Genomic DNA, 15,812 nt, shown 5'->3' with positions numbered 1-15,812 from the left:
TGGTTCATAGGATTGGAAAAAGGATCTCTGCAGCCATTAGGGTGGCTATAGAGATCCTTTTCTTCTGTGGATCAGTAATGGGGGTAATTTGCTGCTGCATATATAAAAATAACGAAAAATAAAATTAATATGGCGTAAAGTAGAGTGCCGACAATCCCGCATACCAGACCCGCAATAGCTAAGCCTCTTCCTTGCTCATACCGAATCCGTATTTCTTTAAGGGATAGGGCAGACAGAATAACCGCTACAATCCCTAACAAAAATCCGATATAAGGAACAATTATGGAAAGTACTCCTAAAACGAAACCAGCAATTGATTTGCCATTCATCGGTGTTGGTGGGGGCGGGGGAGGATAATAGTTTTGATTCTCGTTCGGCACATAACTCATTCAAATCACCTCCTATCAAGCGTGTTATTGGATGTAGTTAATCCAGTGTTCAAGCTGCACACAAGGAATGAGTCCAATAGATTCAGCTAGTCTGATGGACGCTTGATTTGTTTCAAGCACATGATAGCGTGGAATAAACCCTCGTTCTAACGTTTCTTGTATGGCGGTTTGGACCACCTTTTTCGCATACCCGTTTCTTTGTGAGGATTCTAATGTATGTAGAGCGCCGATTTCCCAGATGGTTTCTTCATTACGGAACGCTAGGCAGGTACTGACCGGATTGCCGTCTAGGAAAATTGACACGGAAAAAGCACCATTTTGAAAATAGTCTTCTATTTCATCTTTCGTGTAATGATTAGCGGCCCATAGCGGAATTAATCTGTCGTCAACCATATGACTGATAACAACTTCTTCGTCCTTCGGAAAGATTTGACCCTCAACTGTACTGTATGAGTAGAACCCCCGGACTTTCTCCATTGAAAATTGTGATGATAAGGCCTCTGTGTAGTTCACGTCTTGCAGTTTAAAAACAAATTTTGCTTGCGGAGGCAGCAATTGAAACAGAGCCGGAAATACATCTGGGCTGCTGTAATCCATAAATACGATGTAATCCGCTTGAGGATATACTCTATGATCATATGCGTAGGCTGAGGCAGGAAGAAGCAATAAAACACCCCATTGACTTCCTTGCTCCACAAGATGAGACTCCATGACTTTCTGGAATGAGGTTAGCATTTTTAATAAACTGACATTCTTCAATGGTTCCTTGCGCAATTTGGTCATAATTCGGTCATTCTGGTGCATGTTATTAACTCCTCGCTAAATAGAATCAAATATAAATTGTACTTATGTAGATCATATATATTTGGATGATTATTATATCGCAGAAATACGTAAGCTTGACAGTGACTGCTATAATGTATTAGGAAAATAAAGCTTGCTGTTTGATGCAGCATACGTAATCGGAGGCACAGAAATTTCATGACACAATCTATCACACCCGCTGCAGTTCGTGTAGGAGGAGGCCTAACTAAGCAATTCATACTTATATTAGCTATTGCATCAGGATTAAGCGTGGCAAATATGTATTACAATCAGCCCCTTCTGGCCGATATTGGACGAACCTTCCATGCATCCTCTAACGCAGTAGGATATGTATCGATGCTTACTCAGATCGGTTATGCGCTTGGGATGTTATTGTTTGTTCCGTTGGGCGACATTCGTGAACGAAGAACACTAATATCCGGACTTCTTATTGCCGTATCATTATCACTCGTTGGTTTTGCTACAGCTCAGAACCTTATTTGGATGTATATTGCCAGTTTTGCTATTGGCATAACTACGGTGGTGCCGCAGGTTATCATTCCTCTCTCCGCAGAGCTTGCTCTGCCAGAAGAACGAGGTAAGGTTATTGGAACCGTAATGAGCGGGCTGTTTTTTGGTATTTTGCTGGCAAGAACGATATCCGGAATTATAGGAGATATGTTCGGCTGGAGAGCGATGTACTGGATTGCTGCAGTTATAATGCTATTGTTATCCCTTATCTTATACCAACTAATTCCAAAGACGAAACCAGAAAATAATTCATCCTATACGGATCTACTGAAATCAATGGGGAATTTGATTCGCAGATATTCGACGCTTCGTGAAGCATCACTGATTGGGGCTTGTATGTTTGGTGGTTTCAGCGTGTTCTGGACTTCACTGGCTTTCTTTTTAGAAGGTGAACCTTACCACTATAGTAGCTCTATCACAGGCTTGTTTGGGTTGATCGGTGTAGCAGGTGCTGCGGGTGCTCCATTTATCGGGAGGTTAGCTGACAGGATCGCACCGAAAAAGATAGTAGGTATACTACTGTTGCTGACATTGATTGCTTATGGCTTCTTCGGTTTAGCTGGATTTACAATCTGGAGCCTGATTGCCGGTGTTATTATTCTGGATCTTGGCGTACAAGGGTCACAGGTTAGTAACCAAACACGGATCTATGCACTTGAGCCGGCGGCCCGCAGCCGAATAAATACTGTGTTTATGGTCAGCACTTTTACAGGTGGCGCAATTGGATCAACACTTGGAAGCTTTGCATGGCAGCATTGGGGCTGGAATGGCGTCTGTCTGATGGGTGGAATGCTAATTGTGGCCGCTATATGCATATGGATAGTCTATAGAGGAATTGAGAAGAAGGCATTAAACGCAGGAGGTGCATGAGCATCAATCTGAAGGCGGAAATGGTAAAAGTTGTCCCGTATGACCCCAAGTGGAAGGTAGAATTCAATAGAATTAGAGTTCAGTTGTTATCTTATGTTGGCGACCTCATTGTTACGATAGAGCATGTGGGGAGTACTTCCATTGAAGGCTGACTATCTCCGTTCAAATGGCGGTAACGCGTCAAGCATATGCAGAAGTCAAACAGCGTCTGGCGGAACAACACCGCTACGATAGGGATGCTTACTGTGAAGGAAAGACAACGTTTGTCACCTCGATTTTATCAAAAACCATGAAATAACCCATAAGCAATCATATGCCCGATCGAAGATGGCTTCGATATTCACTGGGGGACATACCGCTCCACTTACGGAACTGCTTGGAGAAATATAACGCATCATTGAAACCGACCGAAGAGGATACCTGGTCGATGGTGAGCGTTCCTCCAAGCAGTTCCTTTGCTTTATCCATGCGAACCTTTAACAAATATTGCTTGGGTGACATTCCGATCTTTTGCTTAAAGGCCTTAGAGAGGTGAGCCCTATGATAACCAAGCGAGGATGCCATGTGGTCGATACTGATCTGTTGATGAAATTGGAGAGAGATCCAGCGGATCGCTTGATTGATCTGGCGGTCGATAACATCCGGTAAATGTGCGGAATTAGGGGTTAGCGAACCTATGTTCGCAAGGCCGAATTTGTGCACCAAAAGGCGCATCCACCCAGAAGCCTCCAAACTTTCCAACCTTGGATAAGCAGACTGCTGGAAGGAAAAACGAATATGTTCATACAAGTTATGTATCTCTAAAAGATTATCTAAGTGTATTAACGGCTTGTCCGGTGTAATCCCCACTTCTTTAAATAGCTGCTGAACGGCTTCTCCTTGCAAGGCTACCCATACATAAGTCCAAGGCTGTTCCATGTCTGCCTGATAGCTGAATAATGCCCCTGGGAATATAACAAAGGTATCTCCTGCACCACATACCTGAGAGTTACTTTCACTCTGAAACACTCCCTTACCATCCATTACGGTATGTATAAGGTAGTAATCGTGAACAGAAGGCCCCATCTTATGTCCTGGGACCGGTTTACCTTCTCCGCTGAACAATACAGTCAGGTCGATTTCATCTGGAGCAAGATTAAACCCTGCTGTGAAATGATAATGCTCTGAAGCCATTTGCTTCTGACCTCCTATACGTGATTTGAATTACATATAGATTATAGGACGTACCACATAAATGCAACAAACATCCATATATGAATTGTATTTATCCATACTCATTGAGATCGCTCTCATTTATAGTGAATAGTGAAGAGAGAGACGGATACCCTCTGATATTCAAGTGTTTATAAGGAAAATTTATGGATATTTTCTGTGTCGTTAACGATGTCGGGACCGTAGAGCTCACTATTTAAGGAGGAATATTTCACATGTCCAAAATTACATTTATCGGAGCGGGAAGTACTGTATTTGCAAAGAACGTTTTAGGAGATTGCATGAGAACTCCAGCCCTTCAAGGCTTTGAGCTTGCCCTATATGATATTGATCTTCAGCGCCTAAAAGATTCTGAGAATATGTTGAGTAATATAAAAGCAAGTAGTGGCAGTACTTGTATCGTGAAATCTTATACGGATCGCAAGGAAGCTTTACTTGGAGCTAAGTATGTGATTAATGCGATCCAGGTCGGGGGGTACGATCCTTGTACCATTACAGACTTTGAAATTCCGAAGAAATATGGCTTACGTCAGACGATTGCGGACACGGTTGGTATCGGTGGCATTTTCCGCAACTTACGTACGATTCCTGTCATGCTTGATTTTGCAGCAGAAGTGAGAGAGGTTTGTCCAGATGCACTCTTTATGAACTATACGAATCCAATGGCCGTATTGACGAATGTGATGAACACTTATGGTGGTGTGAAGACCGTAGGATTATGTCATAGCGTACAGCATTGTATTCCAGGCTTATTCGAGCATCTGGGAATGGATCAGACAGGTGTACAGGCTAAGATCGCCGGTATTAACCATATGGCTTGGCTACTCGAGGTTACGAAGGATGGAGAGGACTTATATCCGGAAATCAAACGCCGCGCTGCCGAGAAGCAGAAAGAACATCATGGGGATATGGTTCGTTATGAAATGATGCTTAAATTTGGTTACTATATTACGGAGTCTTCAGAACATAACGCAGAGTATCATCCTTTTTTTATCAAACGTAATTATCCTGAACTCATAGAACGGTTTCAAATTCCACTCGACGAGTACCCCCGCCGCTGTGTAGAACAAATTGAACGGTGGCAGCAAATGCGTGAAGAATTAGTAAATAACAAAGAGCTTGTACATGAACGTTCGCATGAATATGCGTCCTACATTATGGAAGCCATCGAAACGAATGTACCTTTTAAAATAGGTGGTAATGTTATGAATACAGGTCTTATCACCAATCTTCCGAAAGAAGCATGTGTAGAAGTTCCGTGCCTTGTAGACCGCAGTGGCGTGACTCCAACCTTTGTGGGAGATCTGCCTCCGCAGTGTGCTGCACTGAATCGTACGAACATTAATACACAATTGTTAACAATTGAAGCAGCGATTACTCATAAGAGAGAGCATATTTATCACGCAGCTATGCTCGATCCGCACACTGCCGCCGAACTGTCGATGGATGACATTACGAATATGTGTGATGAGCTGATCACAGCCCATGGAGACTGGTTGCCCGCGTATAAATAATGCGGTCTAATCTTTCATTGTATAAACACAAAAAAAGCCTGAGAAATCAGGCTTTTTTTGCTTATCTGTCTAGGACAACTGGGGTCTTAAAGAATACACATATATGGACACCTAAATGCGGAGGTGAAGCATGATGATCGTTGAGAATTATACTTTAGCATCGTCTACAACCCATGCCACTCCTTATTACGTGATCAGAGGCGGGCTCCCAGGTCCTGTGTTTATGGTGGTGTCCGGCATACACGGGAATGAAACGGCAAGCATTCGTGCGGCGAAAAACATCGTGAATCACTTAAGACAAGGAGAATTAAATATTTACCGTGGTACGCTTATTATTGTGCCTCTCATGAATCAAAAAGCTTATCGCAAACGAATTCGGGGTGTACCGGATTTGAACCGGACGTTTCCACGTACTCGGAATGGATCTGCCAAACATCCGTTATCCGTAGCCTTGCTTCAATTAATAAGACGTTATCGCCCCAGCTGGTACCTTGATCTCCATGAAGCGAACGGTTTGTCTCAAAGAAATCCTAAACGCCTTGGTCAGTCTATTATCATTAAGCCTGGGAGCCAAGGTACGGTTACGGCTAGGCGTATCATAAAAGACATTAACCGTACAATCGTAAATACTTCTTATCATTTTAATATCCGTTTACGAGAGCGCCCCGGGTCGTCACGTGCGGCCGTCTCCCGTATCATAGGAGCGAAGGCATTTACTGTGGAAACCTGCTGGAGTCTTGATCGTGACCTTCGTATTCGTTATCAGATAGACATTGTTAGTCGCTTTTTAAGAAGTGCTGGATTGATGTGATGATAATTAGATATGCTGTATGCCAAGCAAGCTGACCCTAAGTTCAATAGGAATCGGCTTGTTTTGTGTGGATTTAAAAGATCATTGACAACGATGGGTATAGTGTATATATTACATATATACATTGAATACACATAAACTAGGAGTGAGGGCACGCGTTCATGAACATATTGATATCCAACACTTCCGGTGAACCCATCTATGCACAGATTGTAAGTCAGATCCGCCAGATGATCCTACAAGGAGAGTTAGTTTCAGGTACGCCTTTACCTTCTATTCGACTGTTAGCCAAAGAGCTGCAGATTAGCGTAATTACAACAAAACGAGCTTACGAAGAACTGGAGAGAGAAGGCCTTATTAATTCCATTGTGGGAAAAGGTTCCTTTGTTTCTGGTGCAGATCAGGAGTTTATTCGTGAGCAACGGCTACGGATCATGGAGAACAAGATGAAGGAGATTATTGACGAGAGTAAGCTGTTGGGGATTGATTTTGCTGAGTTCAGTGAGATGTTGAAATTGCTGTATGAGGAGGAGACAGAATGAACGATGTCATTCAATTGAATCAAATATCTAAAAAATATGGCCATTTTAGCCTATGTGAACTTACGTTCGGTATCAAGGAAGGGTATATAACGGGGTTAATAGGACCCAATGGGGCAGGGAAAACAACTTTAATTAAAATGATGATGGGTATGGTACAACCCGACCAAGGAAGTATCGAGATTTTTGGCAAAGAAACATCCATAAAGAATGCAAAGTACAAAGATCGAATTGGGTATGTTTCCGATGAGAACTATTTTTACGATCCATTAACCATCGATCAGATGAGTAAGATGATTGCTCCCTTTTATAGCCAGTGGGATAAAGAGACTTATAGGAAATACATAGAGATGTTTAAGCTTTCCCCGCGGAAAAAGATTAAAGAGCTCTCCAAAGGAATGAAGATGAAGTATTCGCTCGCTATTGCCTTATCGCATGGTGCAGATCTGCTCATCATGGACGAACCTACTGCAGGTCTTGATCCCATATTCCGGAGAGAACTGCTTGATTTACTTAGTGAGCATATCCAGGATGAGAAGAAATCTATTCTTTTCTCCACGCATAACACGACTGATTTAGACCGGATAGCGGATTATATTGTTTTTGTGAATGAGGGGCGGTTAGTTTTTAATGAGATGAAAGAATCACTACCTAATAAATATATGCTGGTAAAAGGCAACAAGGAACTGCTTGATCGGGATGTGCGAAAATGGTTCATCGGGCTTAGAGAGACGGAAGTTGGTTTCGAGGGTCTTCTGAACAATCGCTCTGAGGGTGAACGATTCTTTAGAGATCATGCTATATGCGAGACACCTACTCTGGAAGAAATTATGTATTTTACGGTAAAGGGAAACGCTTTGTATGTTTAATCTCTTGCTGTTGATTCGGAAAGACATTATTCTCCTGCGGAATTTTATCCCTTTATTTCTCTTGAGTATTTTGTTTGTTGCCTATGTGCAAAAGGATAGCTCCAGTATGTTTGCTGCCTTTCAATCCTTACTGTTGCTCGTATACTCCTGTTCAATGGATGCACAGAATAACAACACAAAGTTTGTTATAGGATTGCCAGTAAGTCGGCAAGAGATTGTCTTGGCTAAATACTTATCACTGATTCCTTATATTTTCATCGGTTTGGTTTGCTCATTAGTTTTGTTTCTAATTTCTTTTTCATTTGGCTATTCCATTAGTCCAGTGTATTGGATAGGGGTATCTTTAACGTTACTTATGATTCCTTTGACTGCGTCTATTTATCTGCCGATTCATTATTGGCTTGGTTACAAAAACTTTTACTTCAATACCTTTTTTAATGTAGTTGTAACGATAACCACGATAAGTGCTGGAGCTTCACTCACCAATTCATCAGTTTTCTCAAAAATAACCCATTTAAAGCTGCAAGATCATCTGGTGCAGATAGGATTGATAGGGATCGTTTATCTATTCATCTTGTACTTCTCATATAAGATTTCACTACGATTGTTCAGCAGGGAAGAGTTATAAGCTAAGGAGGACTTATAGTGTATCATTCATTTTATCTTATTCAAAAAGACTTCATTCTTCTGCGTAAATTTCTGATGCTGCTAATCCCTTTCTTTATTTTTATAGCTTACTCGAACTATCATAGCTTCAGTTTATTTACGGTGATGCCACCCATGCTGTTATTGATAAGCTCCTGTTCTATGGATACTCAGCAGATGACGCAACGGTTTCTCGTTAATCTCCCTGTACGGAGACAAGAGCTTGTCCGTGCCAAATACTTCTCAATCCTTCCATATGCGCTTGTTGGGCTGGCAGCAACTGCTTTTACCTATCTCCTGATTATTATGACAGGTAAAGAGGTAACCCCTTATTTTTGGCAAGAGGTTGGTATTGCGATATCTATTTTCCCTCTCCTTGCTATGCTTTATTTACCGATTCATTACTGGTTAGGTGCTAAAGGAACGCAAGTGGTTAATCTCGTTTTTATGATGATTATAATGGTTGGTCCGAATGTGATCGGTAGTTTGCTTCAATGGTTTCCTGACCTAGAGAACTGGCAGAGCTATGGCGTGAAATCTAGCTTTATTCCTTATATCATACTAGGACTCGCTTACGTGTTTTTACTCAGCTGTTCTTATCTCATTTCATTGCGGATTTTCGAGAAAAAGGATCTGTGATTTTAATAATTTGAGATTTAGATTGAATTCATATACCATTATCACTACAAAGATAAATACTGTAGGGGAAGGGTATACATCCAATGCCTAAAATGATTTATAGTTTTCGTACAAAAATGATTATGCTGCTGATGGCCAGTATGCTAGTATCCGGTGGGATAACCTTTTTAATCTATAAGGCGCTCCAGCGATATTATCACTCTGAGGTGAAGTTTGAGAATCCACTTACCCAAGTTCGCTATGTAATAAGAGATATTGGAGATGTGAATACATTTTTAATTATCTTTATACCACTCGCCATTCTATTTTTCTTCTTATTCACTAAGCCGTATGCAAAATACTTCAAAGAAATATCAAAGGGGATTCATCAGCTAGCATCAGGTGATTTCTCTGAACGAGTAGATATCCCTTCCAAAGATGAATTTGGAATCATTGGTCATGATCTCAATCTAGCCATAGAGAATATGCAAGAGGCCATTGAGCGGGGAGATATTGCCGAGAGCAGTAAAGATCAACTCGTGTTGAACCTGGCGCATGATTTGCGTACACCCCTAACCTCGGTTATTGGCTATTTGGATTTTATTTTGAAAGACAATCAATTAACGCCTGAACAGACCAGGCATTACACGACGATTGCTTATACCAAATCTCAACGTTTAGAAAAATTGATCGATGAGCTGTTTGAAATTACAAGAATGAACTATGGCAAGCTTAAGCTTGAGAAATCCTCGATTGATCTCAGTGAGCTTCTTTTACAATTAAATGAAGAATTATATCCAGTCTTTGAGAAAAATGGTCTAATCTCCAGAATGGATATGACACAACCTCTGATGATATATGGCGACGGGGAATTGTTAGCACGTGTATTTGAGAACCTTCTTATGAATGCGGCCCGATACGGAAGCGATGGTCAATTTATTGATATTCACGGTTACTTGGACGCTAACGAGGTAGTCGTAGAAGTGATTAACTATGGGAATTGTATTGAGCCGGAAGAGTTGCCACGTATTTTTGATATGTTTTACACGGGTGATCGTGCACGAACACATCCAACTGGAAGTACGGGACTTGGCTTGTTTATTACTAAAAATATAGTAGAGCAGCATCATGGAACCGTATCTGCGCAAAGCAGTGTGGTGCGGACAATCTTTGAAGTGAGACTCCCGAGAAACAGTAATTGAAGACCATTTCTATATGATGAAGTACCAACCTAAAGAGGATTCGTTGGTGGATGATATCTAAAGATCGTCAACCTTTGAAATCCTCTTAAAAACATGATATAATTAGCTTGCTAATTAATTTGTAAGGTGGTCCGGAGGAACAAGCTGTGATTGAAGATGAGATAAGAGAACTACTGGACAGAATTTCTGCGGAAATGCGTAGAGATTATGCAGCATTGCTTAGAGAATTTAATCTTCATGTGGGCCAAGAACAGTTATTATGCCGGTTATGGAGATCAGATGGAATGACCCAGATCCAGTTAAGCGAAAGTCTGAATTGTGAGCCGCCAACGATTACGAACATGGTGAAATCACTTGAGAGTCATGGGTTTGTTGTTCGAAAAAGAGATCCTGAAGATGGCAGAGTAAGCCGAGTGTATCTTACTTCAGCCGGACGTAATCTTTGTGAACCTGTGGAACGTATATGGAATAAGCAACTGGATAAATTATTAACAGGAATTTTACCCGAAGAACGTTTATTATTAAGAAGGCTTATGAAACAGATGGCGGATAATTTATCTTGAATCTGGCATAGCTCAGCACATCCATTAGCAAGCTAACCAACACTTAGAAAAGAGGAACATAGATGATTACCAGTTTAACTCGTATTAATGAACTAGCCAGGAAAGAACGTGAAGAAGGCCTGACAAAAAGTGAATGGGTGGAGCAGATCGCTTTGCGTGAAGATTACCTACGTGAAATTCGTGGACAAGTTCGTAACAGTCTGTCGGGAGTGACGATTGTAGATCCTGAGGGAAATGATGTTACGCCTGAAAAGATTCGGTTGTCGCGTAAAGAAACTTTGAACTAATTTATAGTTAATAAAATGGATGAGCACCTTTAGAATATCGTTGAATAGCCCTAAGGCTTAATCAGCGAATATCTAAAGGTGTTTTTTTATGATATCAATTGGACGAAAGTGGAATCATATTTATAAAAGTTATCTTAACGGAAGCTTAATTCTATTTCTTTAGTTGTGGTTGAGAATTAAGACTGAATTAATCTTGTGTTACACAGGATCTAAGACTGGATGGTTAGAATGAAATGGACAGAAGATAAGATATAAACATATGGGGAGCGGGAGATGACAGATGAAAAAAGCATTGTTCTTGTTACTTAAAGTAGTAGTAGTTATTATCGTACTAATCGTAGTATTTCTAGCCACTGTATTTACAGTTAATGTGGTCAGCAACAAATTAGAGAAAGGCAAAATTGAATCCTACGGCCAGCTAATACCTGTAGACGGAAAAAACATGAATGTCATGATTCAAGGTCAAGGCGAAGAAACGGTAGTGTTACTACCAGGTTTCGGAACGGCAGCCCCAGGAATTGATTTTAAACCGCTAGTTGACGAGCTATCTCCATTCTACAAAGTGGTAGTAATTGAGCCATTTGGGTATGGGTTAAGTGATATCACTGAAAAAGAACGAACGGTCGATAATATAGTGAGTGAACTTCATGAAGCTTTACAACAATTAAAAATAGACCGTTATATTCTGATGGGGCATTCTATTTCTGGAATTTATGGTCTGGACTATGTGAACAAATACAAAAACGAAGTCAGTGCATTCGTGGGGATCGACAGCAGTGTACCGGCACAAGGAGCAGGCGAGGCGCTTCCAACTGCAGCCTTAAAATCACTTAAACAATCAGGATTCTTCAGATTGCTGGTTAAAATCGATCCTAACCAAATCCTCTCACCAAATGTGGATGATAAAACGAAAGAACAAAATAGAATGATTACGCTTAAAAACATGATGAACCCAAACATCATTAACGAAGCAGAGCATTTCCCTAGTAATTTTAAAGCTACCGAAACATTGAAGTTTCCTAAAGATCTTCCTGTACTTTTCTTCTTAGTGAAAGATACTACGGATGTTGAGGGCTGGGAAGCTTTACATGAAGATCAGATTAAAGATTCCTTACAGGGGAAGATGATTCTGCTTGAAGGCGATCATTATTTACACCATACCCGATCAAAAGAAATCGTCCAGAATTTCAGAAGCTTCATGAATGAAACCAAATAAGCATAAATGAGAAAGCGTCGAACGATTCGTTTAGTGAATCCTTCGGCGTTTTTTTATATGAATGATAAGCAACAAAAAATGATTGATCAACGCATTTGTGGGCACTCTAAACCTTAATCTTTATTATAGGAAGGACTAACATAGCATGTGCGGAATAGCAGGAATATTAAAATGTAATGGACACCCCCCGCAAGAAGAAACCTTAAAACAAATGACAGGTGCAATGAATCATCGAGGTCCTAATCATGAGGGAGTATGGCTTGATTCTCGCATTGGACTCGGTTTTCGGAGGTTGTCCATTATAGACCTACGTGATGGGAATCAGCCGATGACGAATGAAGATCAGTCCCTGTGGATTGTTTTTAATGGTGAGATCTATAATTATAAAACACTAAGAGATCAGCTAAAGCTAAAGGGACATCATTTTCAAACACAATCAGATACAGAGGTTATTTTGCATTTATTTGAGGAATACGGCAAGGACTGTGTTCATCATCTACGTGGAATGTTTAGTTTTGCGATTTGGGATCGTAAGGAACAAACGCTTTTTGCTGCTAGAGATCATTTTGGTATTAAGCCTTTTTATTATTACAAAGATGAGAATAATCTTTTATTTGCTTCAGAAATCAAAAGCATTCTTGCCGTGCAAGGAGTGCCTAGAAAGCTTCAGTATCAAAGCTTATTTAGCTACTTAACTTTTCAGTATGTACCGCAACCCGATACGATGTTTGAACATATTCATAAATTAGGCCCTGCAGAGCGTATTTTTGTTAACCCGAATGGTGAAATGAAGATCGAGAAATATTGGGAACCCCATTTTCATCCGGTAAAACGATCCTTAGCAGACTATGCGGAAGAAATTCAATGGAAATTGAAAGAGTCTGTAAATCTTCATTTACAAAGTGATGTGAATAGAGGGTGTTTTTTGTCCAGTGGAATTGACTCCACAGCTATAGCTGCAATGATGAAAGCAGAAGAATCAACAAAGACTTTTTCGATTGGATTTGAAGGGGTGAACAATGAAACTATCATTGCAAATCAAACGGCAGCCAAACTGGGGACGGATCATTATTTTCACATTTTATCTACAGAAGACTTTTTTGAGAGTATACCGAAAACGGTATGGCATCTAGATGAGCCTGTTGCGGACCCTTCCGCTATTGCGCTCTATCATCTTAATCAGCTTGCCAAAGAGCATGTCACGGTTGTCCTATCGGGGGAAGGCGCTGATGAATTATTCGGAGGATACCGAATCTATAGAGAGCCGGATGCATTAAGACCCATTACATGGATGCCTAACTTCATAAAGGATACGTTACGAAAATCTTTAACCGTATATCCTTATCATTTTTATGGAAAAAATTATTTACTTCGGGGGCTGACACCTTTAGAGGAACGCTTTTTCGGTAATGCTAATATCTTTAATAAAAGCGGAAAGATGAATTTGCTTCACGAATCGGTACACGCTCAAAATAGCTTTTTACATCCGACCGATATCGTTAAGCCTTTTTATGATAAGACAGTGCACCTTGATCCTACGACAAGAATGCAGTTTATTGATATGAACTTTTGGTTACCTGGCGATATTTTGTCAAAAGCAGATAAGCTCTCTATGGCACATTCATTGGAATTAAGAGTCCCGTTTTTAGATAAAGAGGTTTTTGAAACGGCCAGTAAAATTCCAGTCGCCAATCGGATTGGCAAAAACACAACAAAACTTGCTTTGCGTAAAGCTATGGAAGGAATTGTTCCGGACGCAATTGTGAATCGCCCCAAATTAGGATTTCCCGTACCGATTCGTGATTGGCTTAAGACCCCGATTTCAGATATAATGTTTGAGCAAATACGCTATAGTGGTATTGAAGAAATATTCAATATGAATATCATCGAAGAAATGTTTATCCAGCATCGGAGTAATAAAGGTGATTATTCGCGTAGAATCTGGCTAATTTACATTTTTTCAGTGTGGTACACACTTTTTATGAAAGAAGATCTGAAGCAATTAAAGAGTGCCGTGCTGTAATGGGGGAGTGATCGCTTGAACATTGAGGAATATGCATGTAAACATGAGCAGCAAATAAAGGAAACTAACGGATTTACTTACAGTAGTCCTAAGATAAAGATTGTAGGCAATAATGAATTAAGAAATCAACTTGAAGAGACACTTGAAAAATTACCACAGAAGTTCCTGGCCAAATGGGCTTTGAGCGTTGCTGTTGAACATCTGGATCATCTGGATCAACATCTTATAAATTGACCCGAGCGTTCTAACTGGACATATGAGAGGACATACTATAGAAAGCAGTGACTATGCCGTTAAAATGGTAAATGTATCCAATTATTCTTTAGTGGCCGAGGCTGCCACTAAAGAACGGGAAAGACAATTAAGGATAGCTGAAGAATTGTTTTAAAATTAAAGCTATAAGACCGAACATGTGTGAAGATATTGGTATAAGTTGATTAATGGTAATAATTAGCTTTTTTATTTAAGAGGTACTTAAAGAACAACCAACAATAAACATATAAATATAACCACACAGAGTTAAATCCGAGATTCTGATACACTTTAAAGTTTAATACTCGTTAGCGACAAATTGATCTCTATAAAAAAGAAAAGATGAAGATAATGTTCATACAAGGGACGTTCATTTGAACGTTGTATCGATAACCATTAATGGACAGCTGATAAGCAGTATTTATAGATCAAATTGGCTTACTCCATTAATGTATATACTACTTCATCACAAAACCCGTATTTTGTACATATGTCTATGAGTTGGAAAACGCCCTGTTTGGTTCTTATTGTCTGCTGTTGTTGACGGATGACAAGAATGTGTACCGATGAATGACAAGAATATGTACCGTTGTCCATGAGATCACCCTCCTTTTTATCATATAACTAAGAAAGACTGATCTTCAATATGTTGATCTAATGCGACACAAAACTCCCTACCTTTTTGACACAAAACCCCCTACTTTAAGCTCTTTTAGTTAAAAAGTTTGGAGGTTAATAAAATCAAATATGATTTGATCAATCTATTTTGTCAGCTCCACCAAGCAAGTAGATGATTTTGTGTCATTCCTCCAAGTAAGTAGGCGGTTTTGTGTCACCCCACCAAACAAGTAGGTGGTTTAGTGTCATTTACTCCAAGCAAGTAGGCACATTTGTGTCATTATTTATACAGCTAGTTATCCATAACACCTTTTAATATTTGTTATTGATCCATTTTATTAACTGCAATTCGCATCTCTTCATCAGTTAAATGAGTGTAAATCATAGTAGTTTGAATAGATGAATGCCCCAGTTGATTCTTTAATCTAGGTACATCATTATTCTCCTTATGATATCGAGTTGCAAATGAGTGTCTTAATGCATGCACCGATAGAGCCGGCTTTCCAAAGGCAATTGCATATTTTTCAACAAGCTTTTCAATAGATCTTTGATTTAAGCGGCGATTAGTACCCTTCCGTCCAACTGGTGCAGCTATAAATAGGAATGGAGCTGATTTATCTGGTTTATACCGTGATTCTCTAATTGCAAGATAATTGTTTAAATCATTCATTTTTTAATTCCGATGATCATTTCTAATTAACAAGTTCTTATAATCAGAAGTTTTAAAAACAACCTTGACTTTTTTTTGGTTGATTTGAGCACTCTATGCACCTTATATCTATAATTTAAAATTTTATTAACCATTTAATATTTATGGGATACACTCCATTACACATTATTAAAAAGCCC

Annotated in this window: 19 protein-coding genes and 1 pseudogene; 16 read left to right on the top strand and 4 right to left on the bottom strand. The window is 39.8% G+C overall.

What is annotated here, in order from left to right:
- Positions 1 to 71 precede the first annotated feature (71 nt).
- Both CA600_RS04245 and CA600_RS04240 read right to left on the bottom strand, forming a co-directional pair.
- Positions 72 to 389: a DUF4190 domain-containing protein gene (locus CA600_RS04245; RefSeq protein ID WP_094869076.1), complete on the bottom strand. Its 318-nt coding sequence runs from the start codon at positions 387 to 389 to the stop codon at positions 72 to 74.
- Between the two features lie 24 nt (positions 390 to 413).
- On the bottom strand, positions 414 to 1,193 hold the full coding sequence (locus tag CA600_RS04240; protein ID WP_094869075.1) for a GNAT family N-acetyltransferase: 780 nt from the start codon (positions 1,191 to 1,193) through the stop codon (positions 414 to 416).
- Between the two features lie 177 nt (positions 1,194 to 1,370).
- Here CA600_RS04240 and CA600_RS04235 point away from each other — a divergent pair, with 177 nt between their 5' ends.
- Genes CA600_RS04235 through CA600_RS31695 form a run of 3 tightly spaced genes read left to right on the top strand, consistent with a single transcriptional unit; the run spans position 1,371 to position 2,892 of the window.
- Complete coding sequence (locus tag CA600_RS04235; protein WP_094869074.1) at positions 1,371 to 2,594, top strand: MFS transporter; 1,224 nt, start codon at positions 1,371 to 1,373, stop codon at positions 2,592 to 2,594.
- Positions 2,591 to 2,746, top strand: a complete 156-nt coding sequence (locus CA600_RS31700) for a GrpB family protein (RefSeq protein WP_256989726.1) — start codon at positions 2,591 to 2,593, stop codon at positions 2,744 to 2,746. The genes CA600_RS04235 and CA600_RS31700 overlap by 4 nt, the downstream gene beginning before the upstream one ends.
- Before the next feature lie 14 nt (positions 2,747 to 2,760).
- Positions 2,761 to 2,892, top strand: a complete 132-nt coding sequence (locus CA600_RS31695) for a GrpB family protein (RefSeq protein WP_256989725.1) — start codon at positions 2,761 to 2,763, stop codon at positions 2,890 to 2,892.
- 11 nt (positions 2,893 to 2,903) lie between these two features.
- Here the strand turns inward: CA600_RS31695 and CA600_RS04225 are convergent, their stop codons facing one another.
- On the bottom strand, positions 2,904 to 3,767 hold the full coding sequence (locus tag CA600_RS04225) for an AraC family transcriptional regulator (RefSeq protein WP_094869073.1): 864 nt from the start codon (positions 3,765 to 3,767) through the stop codon (positions 2,904 to 2,906).
- 254 nt (positions 3,768 to 4,021) lie between these two features.
- Here CA600_RS04225 and CA600_RS04220 point away from each other — a divergent pair, with 254 nt between their 5' ends.
- The 13 genes from CA600_RS04220 (at position 4,022) to CA600_RS32155 (ending at position 14,481) form a co-directional block, all read left to right on the top strand.
- Complete coding sequence (locus tag CA600_RS04220; protein ID WP_094869072.1) at positions 4,022 to 5,320, top strand: alpha-glucosidase/alpha-galactosidase; 1,299 nt, start codon at positions 4,022 to 4,024, stop codon at positions 5,318 to 5,320.
- Between the two features lie 133 nt (positions 5,321 to 5,453).
- The gene (locus CA600_RS04215; protein ID WP_094869171.1) at positions 5,454 to 6,131 is read left to right on the top strand and encodes a succinylglutamate desuccinylase/aspartoacylase domain-containing protein; all 678 of its coding nucleotides are present in this window, start codon (positions 5,454 to 5,456) and stop codon (positions 6,129 to 6,131) included.
- A 161-nt stretch (positions 6,132 to 6,292) separates the two neighbouring features.
- Positions 6,293 to 6,673, top strand: coding sequence for a GntR family transcriptional regulator (locus tag CA600_RS04210; RefSeq protein WP_094869071.1), 381 nt, complete (start codon positions 6,293 to 6,295; stop codon positions 6,671 to 6,673).
- Positions 6,670 to 7,539 (top strand): ABC transporter ATP-binding protein, encoded by an 870-nt coding sequence (locus CA600_RS04205; protein WP_094869070.1) that lies wholly within the window; start codon positions 6,670 to 6,672, stop codon positions 7,537 to 7,539. The genes CA600_RS04210 and CA600_RS04205 overlap by 4 nt, the downstream gene beginning before the upstream one ends.
- Positions 7,532 to 8,167, top strand: coding sequence for an ABC-2 transporter permease (locus CA600_RS04200; RefSeq protein ID WP_094869069.1), 636 nt, complete (start codon positions 7,532 to 7,534; stop codon positions 8,165 to 8,167). The genes CA600_RS04205 and CA600_RS04200 overlap by 8 nt, the downstream gene beginning before the upstream one ends.
- A 17-nt stretch (positions 8,168 to 8,184) precedes the next feature.
- Positions 8,185 to 8,823, top strand: a complete 639-nt coding sequence (locus tag CA600_RS04195) for an ABC-2 transporter permease (protein ID WP_094869068.1) — start codon at positions 8,185 to 8,187, stop codon at positions 8,821 to 8,823.
- An 83-nt stretch (positions 8,824 to 8,906) separates the two neighbouring features.
- Positions 8,907 to 10,004 carry a sensor histidine kinase gene (locus CA600_RS04190; RefSeq protein ID WP_094869067.1) on the top strand — a complete coding sequence of 366 codons (1,098 nt, stop codon included), beginning with the start codon at positions 8,907 to 8,909 and terminating at the stop codon, positions 10,002 to 10,004.
- A 146-nt stretch (positions 10,005 to 10,150) separates the two neighbouring features.
- Positions 10,151 to 10,567, top strand: coding sequence for a MarR family winged helix-turn-helix transcriptional regulator (locus tag CA600_RS04185; RefSeq protein ID WP_256989724.1), 417 nt, complete (start codon positions 10,151 to 10,153; stop codon positions 10,565 to 10,567).
- 62 nt (positions 10,568 to 10,629) lie between these two features.
- Positions 10,630 to 10,854, top strand: coding sequence for a DUF896 domain-containing protein (locus CA600_RS04180; RefSeq protein ID WP_042188496.1), 225 nt, complete (start codon positions 10,630 to 10,632; stop codon positions 10,852 to 10,854).
- Positions 10,855 to 11,134: 280 nt separating this feature from the next.
- Positions 11,135 to 12,070, top strand: a complete 936-nt coding sequence (locus tag CA600_RS04175; protein WP_094869066.1) for an alpha/beta fold hydrolase — start codon at positions 11,135 to 11,137, stop codon at positions 12,068 to 12,070.
- 145 nt (positions 12,071 to 12,215) lie between these two features.
- Entirely contained in the window at positions 12,216 to 14,093 is a 1,878-nt protein-coding gene (gene asnB, locus CA600_RS04170; RefSeq protein ID WP_094869065.1) for an asparagine synthase (glutamine-hydrolyzing), read from the top strand.
- Between the two features lie 15 nt (positions 14,094 to 14,108).
- A complete protein-coding gene (locus CA600_RS31515) occupies positions 14,109 to 14,327 on the top strand; it encodes a hypothetical protein (RefSeq protein WP_218832756.1) in 219 nt (72 codons plus the stop codon).
- Positions 14,323 to 14,481: a putative immunity protein gene (locus tag CA600_RS32155; protein WP_373455874.1), complete on the top strand. Its 159-nt coding sequence runs from the start codon at positions 14,323 to 14,325 to the stop codon at positions 14,479 to 14,481. Before CA600_RS31515 ends, CA600_RS32155 begins: the two co-directional genes overlap by 5 nt.
- A gap of 804 nt (positions 14,482 to 15,285) precedes the next feature.
- Here the strand turns inward: CA600_RS32155 and CA600_RS04160 are convergent.
- A pseudogene (locus tag CA600_RS04160) lies at positions 15,286 to 15,627 on the bottom strand (tyrosine-type recombinase/integrase); the annotation flags it as partial.
- Between the last annotated feature and the right edge of the window lie 185 nt (positions 15,628 to 15,812).

This window comes from Paenibacillus sp. VTT E-133280 (assembly GCF_002264385.1).
Classification (GTDB): Bacteria; Bacillota; Bacilli; order Paenibacillales; family Paenibacillaceae; genus Paenibacillus_AQ; species Paenibacillus_AQ nitricinens.
This window is presented reverse-complemented; position numbering and strand designations above follow the sequence as displayed.